The sequence below is a fragment of the Proteus sp. G2618 genome (genome assembly GCF_009915995.1).
Classification (GTDB): Bacteria; Pseudomonadota; Gammaproteobacteria; order Enterobacterales; family Enterobacteriaceae; genus Proteus; species Proteus terrae.
On sequence record NZ_JAABNI010000016.1, the window covers coordinates 25,055 to 39,169 of the forward strand.

Below are 14,115 nucleotides of genomic sequence, written 5' to 3' on the forward strand. Positions count from 1 at the left end.
AAATGGCTAGTTTACTACCTACTACCTTTGTTTATGCCGAAAAAGCGGATGATTTAGCAAAGCTGATTGCGTTTGCTCGTGGTCTTGGTGAAAAGGTTAATGTGCTGTTTATTGGTGATGATGAAAGTACGCGTGAATGTGTCAATTTAGGCGCTGACTGTGTTTATTGTTTCGCACCACAAGAAGGTGTAATTGCTGAAGATTATGCAGCCTCTTTTGCCGCCATTATTAAAGAAGCGGGCGCGAATGCACTGGTTCTCCTTGCTTCATCAAAACGTGCAAAAGCGATAGCAGCTCGCCTTGGCGTGACGTTAAAAGCTGGTGTTATCAGTGATGCATTAAGTCTTGCTATTGAAAACAATACCGTGATTGCGACACACCAAGTTTATGGTGGTTTAGCACATGCTAAAGCAGAAATTCGCTCACCTTATGCGATTGCCACTGTGGGCAGTGCACTTGATGTTGAACCCATCAAAGACGCACCCAATGCACCTGTGGTGCAAAGTGCCTTTATCGCCCCCGCACATACATTAAAAGTGTTAGCTCGTAAGCCAAAACAAGGCAGTACCGTTGATTTAGGTAAAGCGCATTGTGTTGTTGGTGTTGGACGTGGTTTTGCTAAGGCAGATGATATTGCATTAGCGTCAGCATTAGCGAAAGCCCTTCAAGGTGAAGTGGGTTGTTCTCGTCCAATCGCTGAAGGTGAAGGCTGGATGGAACACGATCGCTACATTGGTGTTTCAGGCGTGACTTTAGGTGCAGATGTTTATGTTGCTGTCGGCATTTCAGGGCAAATCCAACATATGGTTGGTGTGGATAGAGCAAAAATCATTGTTGGTATCAACAAAGATAAAAATGCCCCAATTTTCAACATGGTGGATTACGGTATTGTTGGCGACCTCTACAAAGTGTTACCTGCATTAACCGCGAAGCTTGGCGGCTAATCACCGTAGGTCGCTTAGTGATAATTTGCTAAGCGACCACACATAATAAAAGGATAGGAAAGTATGTCAGACGATATTTTTGACGCCATTATTGTGGGTGGTGGACTTGCTGGTGGTACTGCTGCCTATGTATTAGCACAAGCAGGGTGTGATGTTTTAGTAGTAGAGCGAGGTAATTTCGCTGGCAGTAAAAATATGACAGGTGGGCGTTTATATGCACACAGTCTTGAAAAAATCATTCCCAATTTTGCCCAAGAAGCCCCTGTTGAACGGCTTGTGACACGCGAAAAAATTTCCATGCTAACGGAAACCGATGGAGTCACTTTAGATTATCAACACACTCAACAAGAAGAGGAAGCCGCGCGCTCTTATACGGTATTGCGTTCTTCATTTGATCAATGGTTAATGGAAAAAGCAGAAGACGCTGGCGCACAAGTGATCACAGGTGTTCGTGTCGATGAAGTGTTGGTAAAAGATGGCAAGGTGTGTGGCGTAAAAGCGGGTGATGATGAAATTGAGGCTCACGTTGTTATTCTCGCTGATGGTGTTAACTCATTATTAGCAAAACAGTTAGGTATGACACAAAAAGTTAATCCTCATACCGTGGCTGTGGGTGTTAAAGAGTTATTGGAATTCTCGCCACAACAAATGGAAGATCGATTTGGTTGTACTAATGATGAAGGTTTAGCTTGGCTTTTTGCTGGCGCACCATCAGGCGGATATTTAGGTGGTGGATTCTTATATACCAATAAAAATACCGTTTCTTTAGGCCTTGTTTTAGGGCTGCATAATGTCGATAAATTTGAAAAAACGGTTCCTCAATTATTAGAAGATTTTAAACAACATCCTGTTGTTGCACCACTTATCAAAGACGGCAAATTATTAGAATACTCAGCGCATATGGTGCCCGAAGGTGGCATGAATATGGTATCTGAATTAGTTAAAGATGGTGTATTAGTTGCGGGAGATGCTGCTGGATTTTGCCTTAACGTTGGTTATACCGTAAGAGGGATGGATCTAGCAATTGCCTCTGGTGAAGCGGCTGCAAAAGCAGTATTAATGGCGAAAGAGCAAAACAGCTATAACCAAAAAGAATTAAGTTGCTACCAATCTTTATTAAATGACAGTTTCGTCATGAAAGATATGAAATTATACAAAGACTTACCTTCTTTCCTTGATAATACAAGATTCTTTACGGATTACCCGCAAATGGCTGCCAATGTCATGCATGATTTATTCGTGATTAATGGCCCAGAAAAACCTGTGCGTAAGAAAATACTGTCTCAAGTTAAGAAAGTCGGTGTGATGAACTTAATTAAAGATGGATTTAAGGGGGTACGTTCTTTATGAGTCAAGTAAACGTAGACGTTAAATTAGGCGTCAATAAATTTAATGTGGATGAGGAAAATCCACATATCGTTTTAAAGGATGATATCGATCCTGCACAATTTGAAATCTTAATGAAAGCTTGCCCCGCAGGGTTATATAAAAAAGATGAAAAAGGACAATATCTTTTTGATTATGCAGGATGTTTAGAGTGTGGTACTTGCCGTGTTTTATGTGGCGATACAATTTTAAAAAAATGGGAGTATCCGTGTGGCACATTAGGCATTGAGTTTCGTTACGGCTGATGTGATAACTTTTATCTCCTCCCTCTAGAATAACCTCCAAAATGTAAACTAGGGGGGGAGGTAATTAGTTTATTTATCTTAATGAGTGTATTTTCCGATATTCGGAAGGTGTCATAAAAAATTCGGATTTAAATTTTCGACTTAAATTAGAAATATCGCTAAATCCACATTCATAGGCTAACTGTGTAATATTTTTCTCTGCCAAGAGAGGATTCACTAAAGCCGTTTTATAATTCTCAAGACGTTTTTGGTAGATCCAACGAAGTACAGAGGTATTTTGTTCTTTAAATAACATTTGTAAATAGCGCACGGAGATCCCACAAGCATTAGCACATTCATTTACACTGAGATCAGGATCAGAAAGATGTTGCTCAAGATAATGCTGAGCAAAATAAAATAGTGTTGATCTTCCTAAGCTTTGCGGTGGTGTTGCAATACTGTATTCACTGAAAGCAGATGTAATTAAATTCAATAAAATATCAGCAAGTTGCTGTGCATGTTGTGGTGGCATTGAATCTAAGAACGGAATATAGCGCATCACAAAGCTATAAACGAGAGAGCCGGTAATACTATTACCACGTATCGCTCTTGCGGTGAGATTTTGGGTATTACCTAAACGTGATGCCAATTTCTCTCTTGGGATCAAAATTTTAAATAATGAGTAATCGTTATCAAAAGACCATGATACGGGTCTTGCCATATCAAAAATACAAAAGTCGCCTTGCCGTAAAAATGCAGTTCTTCCATCTTGAGTAAGGTGGCTGGTTCCTGAACGCTGTATCTCAATTTGAAAATGCTCTTCTAAGCTCAGTTTATGAGTTAAAGGACGGCTACTCGCCCAATGCCCATTAGACTCTAGCTGAATAAAGCGAATATTTTTCACCTTCTGCTCAACGATATTGGCATAAAATCGAGAATGAGGAGGTAATTCGACTTCATTGCATTCATAAGACGATAAAAAGCGGTCTTTTATTGTATCCCTGAATACGGAAAACCGATCTACGTCAGGGAGTTCCCGAGTCGTAAACATGCTTTTCATAGTACGCCCACTTTTATTGAAAGTATTTTGTTGTGTTGCTACTCGTCAGGTATAAAAATGGCTTAAACCAGACAAAAATAGAATAATTTTTCGATAACTTTAATCTAAAAATTAGAATAGTAAGTTTAAATAATTATTAATGAAGATATCTATTATCTTCCTTGTTAATAAATTGAAGACTATATATTTAAAATTTTTTAATCTATTTAAACTAAAGTCATGTAAATTATAGAGTTAATTTATAGCATTTTTGATGCTATCATTTCTATGCTATTAATCCTAAGTTAATTTTCTATCTTTAGAGAGAGATCTCATAAATAAATTAAGAGTGATTCTTATTAATATCTCGTTTATTTCATTCTTTTCAGAGTGTGAGTTAATATGGATTTTATGTACTGGATATAATCATTTGTTAAATAATATTGTTATTTATTGTTAATCATAGCGTTATTAATTATATAAAATATAATTAAATTTCTATAAATTTAATTATTAATAGAATTCATAATATATATTACAACAATTCTTCCTTTGATATCATGATTTATTAATAGTAAATATATTTAATCTTAACGATGTTCACGCTTTCATTTGTTGTGAACAAATCAATATAGTGAACGTGAAATAGGTTTTTCGATTTATAAAACATTATTTATGTAGTATTTAGCCCACTAAAATAAGTGGGCTAAACATGACTATTTTTTATCTTTAACGTAGACCTTGCACACTTTCCACCAAATTGGCTAACTGTGATACTACGCGGTCGCCAATATCAGCGTTATCACCACCCAATGCTTTATTACGCATAAAGTCTTTCTTGATTTGTGCCCAACGAATGGTGTCTTTTTCGGTTAATTTTCCACGTAACTCAGCAAGTTTTAATAAGTTCTCTTCAGCACCTGTTGTTAGCAGTTGTGCTTCACCAAGATAGTGATCGTCTAGCAAGCGTTCAATTTCTTCATCATTCATTACCGCAGATACTTTCTCACTTAATTTATTCATATTGCGGTAACTACCTTGCAAGCGGAATGCTGGCTCTGTGCGATATTTATCTGATTGAGCAGCGCTGGCAATATATTGCTGATTCACTTTTAAGATAACGTTTCGTAAGGTAATTAAGTGTTTAAGTACCATCACTATTTCGTTAATTTCAGCATCTGAATATGGGTAACTTAATGTGTTGGTAGAAACGGATCTCCCCATTGCTTTATCCACTAAAACATAGAGATCGTTAAGATCACGCAGAGCCAGTGGTGCTAATACCGCATTAGATGTTAGGCTGTTTTCGATATAACTGAGCGCAAAGGCTTCATCCATACCACCTAATACTTCACCTAAGTTATAAATATCAGCACGGTTAGCCAGCATATCAGGAATACGGAAGACTTCGCCTGATTCGGTATAAGGGTTTCCTGCCATCACGACACAGAATTTTTTGCCACGCATATCATAGGTTTTGGTTTTTCCTTTCCATACCCCTTCAATACGTCTTGTTCCATCACACAGTGAGATAAATTTTTGTAAGAATTCAGGGTGAGTATGCTGAATATCATCCACATACAGCATAACGTTATTACCCATTTCTAGCGCTAAGTTGAGTTTCTCAAGCTCTTGTCTTGCTGTTGCGTTGGGCGCTTGCTCCGGATCGAGCGATAGCACGTTATGTCCTAACGCAGGACCATTGATCTTCATAAAAATAAGACCTAAACGTGCGGCTGCATATTCCATTAATGTGGTTTTGCCGTAACCTGGAGGGGAGATCATTAATAATAATCCCATTAAATCGGTGCGCTTACCTTCTCCTAAAGCACCAATTTGTTTTGCCATATTGTCGCCAATAATAGGTAAATAAACATCATTAATCAGCTTGTTACGGACAAAAGAGCTTAACGGTTTGGCTTTAAATTCATGTAGTTTTAAGCGCTCACGTTCATCACTGACTATTTTCTGGCGCAAGGTGAGGTACTGTCGAAATGCAGGAATAAAGTTCTTTCTCTGCCCACGCATTCGACTGAAATAATCATCTAAACTGAGTGATAACGCTTGATTTTCAATCGTTGGGTGAGAGCCTAATAGTCCTGTTACTGTAAAGTATAAATCGGCTTCGCTATAACGGGCTGATGCGACTTTATCTAAAATAATGATAGCGATAGCACCCGGAATATAAGGCGTAAGATCGGTATAATCAGGTAGAGAGCATAACCCTTGTAGCCAATTTTGGATCAGTGCCCAACGCTGTGCGTATCGCGTACCTAAATTTTGTTGTGAACGATTAAAGTCTATCCACATATGGGCTTCTTCTAATCGACTTTGCAGTGCAATCACTAGCTCTTTAGCGTATTTGCTATAAACCAATTCAATGGGTGTTCTCGCCAACGCAAAGCTTAAATATTCAGAGGCTTGTATCGGAATATAGTGTTCGCACTCAATCGGATTATCATGAAGGAATAGGCGTATATCCGCTTCAATTTCAGCTTGCAGGTCGGTTAATGCGTCATCTGTATGGAATAATTGCTGAATATTCAGTGCTGTTCTTGCACGTTCAGGCCACAAGGCAGGGTATTGCTCATTTTGTTTGGTTTCCCAAAATAGTGCGGCTACTGCGCGTGCAGTGGGGTTATAACGTAGAAGATCGGCACTTTCACCTATTGGGATCAGCTTTTTCAATATAGCTATCGCATCGTGATCGTGGATCCCTTTTTCATAGCCTTCTTTATAACGTGGCGTTGCGAAATCACGCACGAGCTTTTCCAGCTTTTCTGGAATAGTGAGTGCTTCTTTTAGCGTTTCGTAATCAAGACCATCTTGACGTTTTGCTGCCGCATAAATAATGGAGTAAGCAAGGTATTCTGCGCGATAAACGGTGTCCGATTCAGACTCAAGTGAAGCATTCCAATAAGGTTGTAATTGGGTAAGTTCTGCATTTTCAATCGGCTCTTGGTAATCCGTTCCTGTCAGGTATAACCAGAGTTTATCTTCTTTAGGTAAGATTGTGAGATCAAGCTCTTGCGTATTAACACTAAAACGATGGCGAGGCCCTAATTTAATGATATTGCCACCGTCTTCAAAAATATCAGTTTTATCGCGCAGAATACGAATAGCCTGATCACGAGAGGATTTTAGACGCGCATCAATATCATCAGCTTTGACGTTATCATTGATTTCTCTTAGTTTTTCAATGATTTCCCGTGTTTTTAATGAGAGTGGATCGGATGCAAAAAATGCATTTAACTCATCTTGTGATTGCAAACGAGAAGTACGACGTTGCAGATTTTCCAGCAAGCGATTTGCTGCAGTAAGCAGGCTTTGTGAGCGACGTTGACGATCATCAAGCAGTACTTGTTTGTGCGACTCAAAAGTTTCTACTAACTCTTCACGTTTAGCGAGAATATCATCAAGAAATTCATCATGATGACTAAATTGGCTTTCAAGTTCTTCTAATTGAAGCAATAAGCGAGAAAGTTGATCGTCACAACGTTCAGGATCGGTTGCAAGGGATAATGCATTGGTGATCCCTTGGCTAAATAAACGAAATTGTGCGCCAAATTGTGCCACGCTTTCGACACTACTTTGTGATTTTCGTTTTTGTTGTAGTCGAGCGCGAGATTGGTTTAGTTGAGCATAGATTTGTGAAATCGCATCAATAATATGGGTTTGTTGAGTGACATCTTGGAATGTTAAAGAAGCCATTAAGTTAGAAAGCATATCCAAATCAGTGGACATTTTTTCCATGTCATTCATCGGGATATCTAGCTGTGCGCTGTTTTGCGCTTTTTCAATGAGATTTTCAAAGGTAACAAGCTGAGTTTTAAACGGTTGTAATGCTTTATCACTGGCAAGAAACAGCGCTGTAGCTTGAGAAACGCGTTGCTGAGTTTCCGTAATTTCCGTTTCCATCGCGTTGAGCTTGGTTAAATCCATATAACGGAATTCACGCAATGAAATCAGATGCCCACGATGAGTATTCAGTGAATTTAAGCTATCAACAAATTGTTGTATATCAGTCCAGCTATCAGGCAGTGTTAGGGCGAGTAGTGATTTTTGGCGATTAACGGCTTCAAGCATGGATTTCGCAGATTGCTGACGAATACTTTCTACTTTTTCATATTCATCAAGCACTAATTCGCTGGTTTGAGCGATATCTTTGAGGAGTTTTCCAATACCTAAACAGTGCTCATCGTTAAACCAATAATAGAGATCTAATAAATTTTTAGGTTGTGAACTAAGCTGTTCATAACGAGCAATAGAAACTTGATTACCTTCAATTTCTTTTGCGACATGTAATATTTCAGAGATCCCTCGTACTAAATCGGCATTACCAATACGGCCGTAAAAACCATTACGAGGAGGCTGTTTATCGGCAAATTCTTCAGAATAGAAGGGAGTTTGCCAAACTTGCATTGGATGAACGCGTGTTGCTTCTTCGCCTTCACCTTCAAACAGCACCATTTTCCCGTCTTCGAGCATCGCATAGCCATGGCCAACTAAAGGCACAGCAAGTTTGCGCTCAATCATATTGTAATTGAAAAGCGCAAGGCGACCTTGTGAAGGTGAGTAGAAAACATATAACACGTCTTCACCATTAGGCGAACGGCGTAGGCGGCGAAAATACATACCTTCCATCGGTTGATCAAAGGTTTTGTATTCACCATTTTGCAGGTAATAACCGCCAGGGAAAATAATGCCATGATCTTCAGGTAGTTGAACACAAGCTTGTCCAATTGCATCAATGCGTTGGACGGTTTGTGCCAAAATGTTGTAGACCAAATAACGCCAATTTTCTTCTCGATACGGTAAGATTTTTAACAGAATTAAACTGCCTGTTTGAGCATATTCAATTTGTGCATCATCGAGAGATTGGTTTTTATCTAATACGGCTTCACGATAAATACCTAAACCATCTTCCGTATTATTTTCACATTTGACCGTTAGATCGCCACCGGTTGTTTCGACAAAAACGGTATCAAGAATATTGATATGAGGAAAACGACCATTGACCGTATCTTCACGTTGGGTTTTCGTCCATTCAAAATCATAAGCAGGGGGAAGAGCGATATCTCGCTCACCACGATTATCAATATATTCAATATGTTGCTTATCACTTGAAATTGACCAACGAAAAACACGCACATCAGTAATACGAGCACCAATCTGGAAACTGGCGAGTAACTTTCCGTCACGCTCAACTAGCTGTAATAGTTGCGTATTTTTATAGTAAGTATAGAGCTCAGTAAAATCTTGAATAAAGCGATTGTCGTTTAAGAACGTATTTTCATAAGGTACGGCTTCAACATCAAACTCGCCCTCATTTTCAATTAAACGATAAAGTGAAAAAACATCTTCAAGATGTGTTTCACGTTTTAATCCAAGGAAAACGTTATAACCAAATAGTAACCACTCACCTACACGAACAATATCTCTGGCTTGGCAGTTATTTTCAGTGCGAATACGAATACGGCCAATAATATCCATTTGGCTTTGACCAAATTCATCTAAGCGATGCTGATTGAGCTCAGTGGCTTTTTGATGAAGTTGTTGGCCTTGTTCAGTGAGGCGTTTGCGTAAAATTTCATACGCACCACCTTGTGCAACGGCGCTATCGAGTATTTCCTGCTCGCGATTCGTATCCAGAATGTCAGACATGGTATAACGGATTTCCTTGGCTTAAACGATAAAAACAAAAGAAAAGACACAGAGATAAGCGCTATGCCTTTTCACCTCCTTTAAATGAAATTATTCTTCTTTAGAGGAGTCTGATTTAGTTGTCACATCTTTAATTAGCTGACTGGCGCCTTTTGTTGCCATAAATCCATTAATTAAATCTTGAACTTCAGGATTTTTTAATAAAGAAGCGATATCGAGTTTTTTATCTTGTTGAGTACGGTTAATCAGCTTTTCAACGTTCTCTTTGGCAAAACTGCTTTTATCCATAAAACCATCAACAGCTTTACCTAAACTTAATGCTTTAGAGAAGGTATTAAAGAAGTTGCCATCACCACCCACAATTTCAATATTGGTTTTGCTTAGAGCGGCTGCCAATACATCAGCTTGTTCGCGTGCAATTTCTTTGTTGGCTTCAATAGAGGCCATTGCTTGTTCAAATTGTTTTTCAAGGCGCATGCGGAACTCTTCATGCGAACGAGCCGTATCGCTAAGGTGATCCATCGATTTAAATTTATCAGTTAAACCATCGGCTTCTGCTTTCAAGCGTTGGCGAATAACTTCGGCTTGTGCTGAACCTAATTGGCCTTCACCGCGTGCTTGAGCTGCGAGTTTTTCTTCAAGGATCTTAGCATCCGCTAAACCGAGTTTTTCTTTCGCATTAGCTTGTTGCTCTTCACCACGCGCTTGAGCGGTTAATTTTTCTTCCAAGATTTTCGCTTCTGCAAGGCCTTGTTGTTGCTGGGCTTGTGCTTTAGCTTCCATCACTTGTGCTTCAGTTAAGCCTTTTTCTTTCATACCTCGTGCTTCTGCTAATAGTTTTTCAGCGGTGACAGTAGCAAGCACTAAACCTTCTTTCTCTTCAGCTTCCGCAGTTGCTTGACGTACACGAGCTTCAGCAAGACCTAATGCGGCATGCTCTGCTTCAATACCTTCAGCTAAACGTTTTTTTGCTTCGGCTTGTTTGACAGAGGCTTCTAACTCCGCTTTCGCCATGGTACTGATTTCTTCAGCTTTATGTTTCGCACTAGATTCATCTGCTTCAGCTCTTTTTACTTGGCGAACTAAAGACTCTTCCGCTTCCGCTTGCGCATTAATCACAGTGACTTGGCGCATACGTTCAGCTTCTGAGATTTCACGTACTTCTTTAATGCGTTCTTCTTCTTGAGCTACGGTTTTTTCTACGGCAACACGTTCGCGGATCACATTAGAGATATTTTTACGCTCTTCTTCTAACGCTTTTTCTTTCTCAATACGTTGCAATTCAACTTCACGTTCACGAGCCACAATTTCTAACTCACGCGCACGATTTACACGCTCTTGTTCAATAGTGACTGCGCGAGTACGATTTTGTTGTGCAACTTCCACTTCGCGCATACGATTTTCTTCGCGGATCTCAATTTCTTGTTGAGTCTGAATACGAGCCTGTTCTGCTTTAAGACGCTCTTCTTCTTGAACGCGTAGCGTTTCTGAAGATTCACGAGCGCGAATATTGTCGATTTCTCGTTTCTGGCGTGCTTCTGCATCGGCTTGTTGGCGCTCTAAAGCCAGACTTGCTTCGCGAGTTTCGACATTTTTCTTTTGTATAGCGAGTTCTTGATCGCGCTCTTTTTGGTTGGTTTCAATATTATGAATGGCGGTAATTTCCGTGATTTTACGAATACCTTCAGAGTCAAAAATATTATTAGGATCAAGCGCTGATTTCGGGGTTTGTTCTAAATAGTCGATAGCAACGTCTTCTAATGCATAGCCGTTTAGATCTTTACCGATGACATCAACAATGCGATCTCGGAAATTTTGTCTATCTTCAAAAAGCTTCGACAGTTCAAATTGTTTACCTACGGTTTTTAATGCTTCAGAAAATTTGGCACTAAAAAGAGTACTGACTGCTTGATGATCTGAAGCTCTATCAACACCAATGGCTTTCGCGACTTTTAGTACGTCTTCGGTGGTTTCATTAACACGTAGATAGAAAGCAACCGTGATATCTGCACGTAAGTTATCCTGACAAATCAGACCATCTTTGCCACGACGGTCTACTTCTAACGTTAAAAGAGAAATGCGCATAAACTCTTTTTTGTAGATAACAGGATAAACCAATGCACCCGTAAAATGGACTTTAGGTTGTGAGGTCATATCGTTGACAATTAAGGCTGTACCTTGAGGCACCTTAATATAGAAAGCCTTAAATAATCCAAATAGCCCTAAAATAATTAGGATTGCGAAACCAACGACAGTTAAGAAAGGCATAACGAAAGCCAAATCCATACTTTTTTCTCCATAAGTTCAGACGATACCGTCATTTTTTAATAGTGTTTGTCTGCTAACTAAATTGTATTTCATCAAATGTGGATATTAGCGATGAAATTCATCTTCCGTTACGACTTGATAGCTGTGAGTGGATGCGTCATAACTAATAATAATGACGCTATCACCTCGTTTAATATTTTCTGTTTCAGGAGCTCTAATTTGCAAAATTAAACCCGCACCACCGTCTTCTAAAACGGCTTCACCTTTATTTTCTGCAACATGTGCTGAACGCACTATGGCTAACTTACCTACCAATTGGTGTACTGATTTAGGCTTATTACGTGACATCAGTTTTTTACGAATGGGTTTTAAACATATCGCAGTAAGATTAAGTGCAATAAAAGAAGTAATGATTAAGGCAATAAAGCCCGTTAAATAACGAATAAAGCTTGTTTCAATAGCATTGATAATCCAATAATTAGTAAAATAACTGATAAACCAGCCAAAAAGGGTAAAGAAAGTTAAAATAATGGTGACAGGAATACCCGCTAATCCTAATTTAGTTAACCAACCTGCAAGCCCTGTTGCATCAACATTGATATCTAATTCACTATCAATATTAAATAAATCAATATCTAATAATCCAAATGCAGCACAGAGCCAATAAAAAGAGATAATAATAAGTAATGCACTAAAAATAATGCTAGGAAAAGCTAAGCTATTTTGGAAAAACAAATTCATAAAGGTTCTCTTAATTAAGAAAATAGCAATATTGTTGTTATATTAATATTGCTTATCATATGTTAACTCATTGAAAGTACATGTCGTTATAATCACATTCTTCTTTTATATTTTTTATATATACTTAATATAACCTATTGAGATCATTATAAATAATATTCGATATTGTTGTATATAGAATCAGACCATTCTCTAAAAAACAATAAAAATATTTTCATCTAATTATTGTCATTTATTTTTAGTGGATAAGTGTTTTGTTATAAAAATAGAAATTTATTAAATAAAAACGCTATAAAATTAAAAAAATAATACTGATTGTGTTGTGTATTCCATGTAGCAATATCGGCGCAATTAATGAACGAGTTCCTATTCTGATTTGGCAAAAAATAACACCCACAACAAAAATAAGGATAAACGTAGTAATTGACTCATATTGAGTGTGCATCGCTGCAAATAGAAGTGACGAGATAATAATCGCTATCCATTTGCCTATATTGCCATACCACATACCTGCATTTAGTAGAAAACCTCTAAAAATGATTTCTTCAGTAATGGGGGCGATAAAGATAACAGAAAGGGCAAATAAGAAGAAGGCAAAGCCTGAAATAGACTCAATCTCTGTAATCCATGAATCATCTTCAGAGCCTAAAAATAGGCTAATAAAATATAATCCCACTAAGGCTAAAAAAGGGGCTTTTAGTGTGCTCCATTGAAGATGGCCTAACGGCATTAATTTAATATTTTTTTGATAAGCAAACCAAATAATCAAGCAGTAGGGGAGGTAAATAAAAAAACTTACCAATGAGATGATATAAGGTGATTGAAATAGTGCAACAGGAGAGGGAGTCAGTAATAGACTAAACGATGAGAAAAAATAACCTACAAAGGCAAGTACGCAAATAAAGGAATGAGAGAGTCGGTCTTTGGGAAATTCCATTTTTGTTGATCCTTGGGACTATACTGATGAAGTCGTTCTATTTTTATAATGGTTCAAATTATAAAGGTTTTGTAAGAAAAGAGCATGAAGGAATATTTGAATTATTAAGATATAAGAAAATACTTAGAAGTTTAGTTTATGGGGAATTGCTTTCTGGTTATAAATTATATATGGGAGTTCTACGTAAAGATGTCTGGAAATTGTTTTATTATATAAATACTGACAATGTTTATAACCATCAACAAGCGAGTGGTTTTCCTTTGTTTTTTATAAACACAAAGGATTTATATCTTAATATTGGTGTGAAAGAGAAACAAAGGATAGCTATAGTAATGAGAAATGCCATTATTAAACTAGCATGAGTGTTATCTGAATTAAGATAAATAGCCAAGAATAGTGTGAATATGGTAATAAAAAATAGAAAGATTAGTCTAAAAAAACATTTCCCAGATTGAATACTTCAGTTTGAATACTATTACTTGATCTTTTTGAGAATTTTTTATTCTATAAATATCTTTTAGAGTGAATCCACTTTTTAGCATCAATGCTTCAATTCCATTTTTCATAATCTATCTTCCTTATCCTTATATGAGGTAAATAAATTTGAACTAGCATATTATTAATAGTGTTTATCTATTTTGATCTGCTTTCTAATAGATAGGAATGAGGTAGGTAGAAAAGGGAAGCGGTATTTAGTAAGAATAACAATTAGTTTAGTCTATAAAAGCAAAAAACCAGCCCTAAGGCTGGTTTTTCTAAAGATGGTGCCCGAACTCGGAATCGAACCAAGGACACGGGGATTTTCAATCCCCTGCTCTACCGACTGAGCTATTCGGGCTAACGAGGCGCATTAAACCGTATTCAGCGTGATGCGTCAACGTCTTTTTAATAAAAAATTCAAAAATAAGTTTG

Annotated in this window: 9 protein-coding genes and 1 tRNA gene; 4 read left to right on the top strand and 6 right to left on the bottom strand. The window is 37.8% G+C overall.

Going from position 1 to position 14,115, the window contains the following annotated elements; genetic code table 11:
• The first annotated feature begins 2 nt into the window (after nt 1–2).
• The 3 genes from GWJ01_RS08480 to GWJ01_RS08490 all read left to right on the top strand — a co-directional run bounded on the left by GWJ01_RS08480 (nt 3) and on the right by GWJ01_RS08490 (nt 2,575).
• Complete coding sequence (locus GWJ01_RS08480; protein WP_109394960.1) at nt 3–944, top strand: FAD-binding protein; 942 nt, start codon at nt 3–5, stop codon at nt 942–944.
• A 63-nt stretch (nt 945–1,007) separates the two neighbouring features.
• The gene (locus GWJ01_RS08485; RefSeq protein ID WP_109394962.1) at nt 1,008–2,294 is read left to right on the top strand and encodes an FAD-dependent oxidoreductase; all 1,287 of its coding nucleotides are present in this window, start codon (nt 1,008–1,010) and stop codon (nt 2,292–2,294) included.
• Nucleotides 2,291–2,575, top strand: a complete 285-nt coding sequence (locus GWJ01_RS08490; protein ID WP_075673872.1) for a ferredoxin family protein — start codon at nt 2,291–2,293, stop codon at nt 2,573–2,575. The genes GWJ01_RS08485 and GWJ01_RS08490 overlap by 4 nt, the downstream gene beginning before the upstream one ends.
• 73 nt (nt 2,576–2,648) lie before the next feature.
• On the opposite strand, the gene GWJ01_RS08495 is transcribed toward GWJ01_RS08490, so the two are convergent.
• The 5 genes from GWJ01_RS08495 to GWJ01_RS08515 form a co-directional block, all read right to left on the bottom strand.
• Nucleotides 2,649–3,614 carry a helix-turn-helix domain-containing protein gene (locus GWJ01_RS08495; RefSeq protein ID WP_161710971.1) on the bottom strand — a complete coding sequence of 322 codons (966 nt, stop codon included), beginning with the start codon at nt 3,612–3,614 and terminating at the stop codon, nt 2,649–2,651.
• Between the two features lie 708 nt (nt 3,615–4,322).
• The gene (locus GWJ01_RS08500; RefSeq protein ID WP_161710972.1) at nt 4,323–9,257 is read right to left on the bottom strand and encodes a DNA repair ATPase; all 4,935 of its coding nucleotides are present in this window, start codon (nt 9,255–9,257) and stop codon (nt 4,323–4,325) included.
• A 90-nt stretch (nt 9,258–9,347) separates the two neighbouring features.
• Nucleotides 9,348–11,543: a hypothetical protein gene (locus tag GWJ01_RS08505; RefSeq protein ID WP_161710973.1), complete on the bottom strand. Its 2,196-nt coding sequence runs from the start codon at nt 11,541–11,543 to the stop codon at nt 9,348–9,350.
• An 87-nt stretch (nt 11,544–11,630) separates the two neighbouring features.
• Nucleotides 11,631–12,266, bottom strand: coding sequence for an OB-fold-containig protein (locus tag GWJ01_RS08510; protein WP_109402380.1), 636 nt, complete (start codon nt 12,264–12,266; stop codon nt 11,631–11,633).
• Nucleotides 12,267–12,555: 289 nt separating this feature from the next.
• A complete protein-coding gene (locus GWJ01_RS08515) occupies nt 12,556–13,203 on the bottom strand; it encodes a CPBP family intramembrane glutamic endopeptidase (RefSeq protein ID WP_109394968.1) in 648 nt (215 codons plus the stop codon).
• A 26-nt stretch (nt 13,204–13,229) separates the two neighbouring features.
• Between GWJ01_RS08515 and GWJ01_RS08520 the strand changes: the two genes are divergently transcribed.
• Entirely contained in the window at nt 13,230–13,565 is a 336-nt protein-coding gene (locus GWJ01_RS08520) for a DUF4225 domain-containing protein (RefSeq protein ID WP_109394969.1), read from the top strand.
• 400 nt (nt 13,566–13,965) lie between these two features.
• On the opposite strand, the gene GWJ01_RS08525 is transcribed toward GWJ01_RS08520, so the two are convergent.
• A tRNA-Phe gene (locus GWJ01_RS08525) sits at nt 13,966–14,041 on the bottom strand.
• Nucleotides 14,042–14,115 lie beyond the last annotated feature (74 nt).

Excerpts from the sequence above, each read along its gene's own strand:
- GWJ01_RS08490 (WP_075673872.1), top strand. The coding sequence starts at position 2,291 with ATGAGTCAAGTAAACGTAGACGTTAAATTAGGCGTCAATAAATTTAAT.
- GWJ01_RS08510 (WP_109402380.1), bottom strand. The coding sequence starts at position 12,266 with ATGAATTTGTTTTTCCAAAATAGCTTAGCTTTTCCTAGCATTATTTTT.
- GWJ01_RS08505 (WP_161710973.1), bottom strand. The coding sequence starts at position 11,543 with ATGGATTTGGCTTTCGTTATGCCTTTCTTAACTGTCGTTGGTTTCGCA.
- GWJ01_RS08485 (WP_109394962.1), top strand. The coding sequence starts at position 1,008 with ATGTCAGACGATATTTTTGACGCCATTATTGTGGGTGGTGGACTTGCT.
- GWJ01_RS08500 (WP_161710972.1), bottom strand. The coding sequence starts at position 9,257 with ATGTCTGACATTCTGGATACGAATCGCGAGCAGGAAATACTCGATAGC.
- GWJ01_RS08495 (WP_161710971.1), bottom strand. The coding sequence starts at position 3,614 with ATGAAAAGCATGTTTACGACTCGGGAACTCCCTGACGTAGATCGGTTT.
- GWJ01_RS08520 (WP_109394969.1), top strand. The coding sequence starts at position 13,230 with ATGAAGTCGTTCTATTTTTATAATGGTTCAAATTATAAAGGTTTTGTA.
- GWJ01_RS08515 (WP_109394968.1), bottom strand. The coding sequence starts at position 13,203 with ATGGAATTTCCCAAAGACCGACTCTCTCATTCCTTTATTTGCGTACTT.
- GWJ01_RS08480 (WP_109394960.1), top strand. The coding sequence starts at position 3 with ATGGCTAGTTTACTACCTACTACCTTTGTTTATGCCGAAAAAGCGGAT.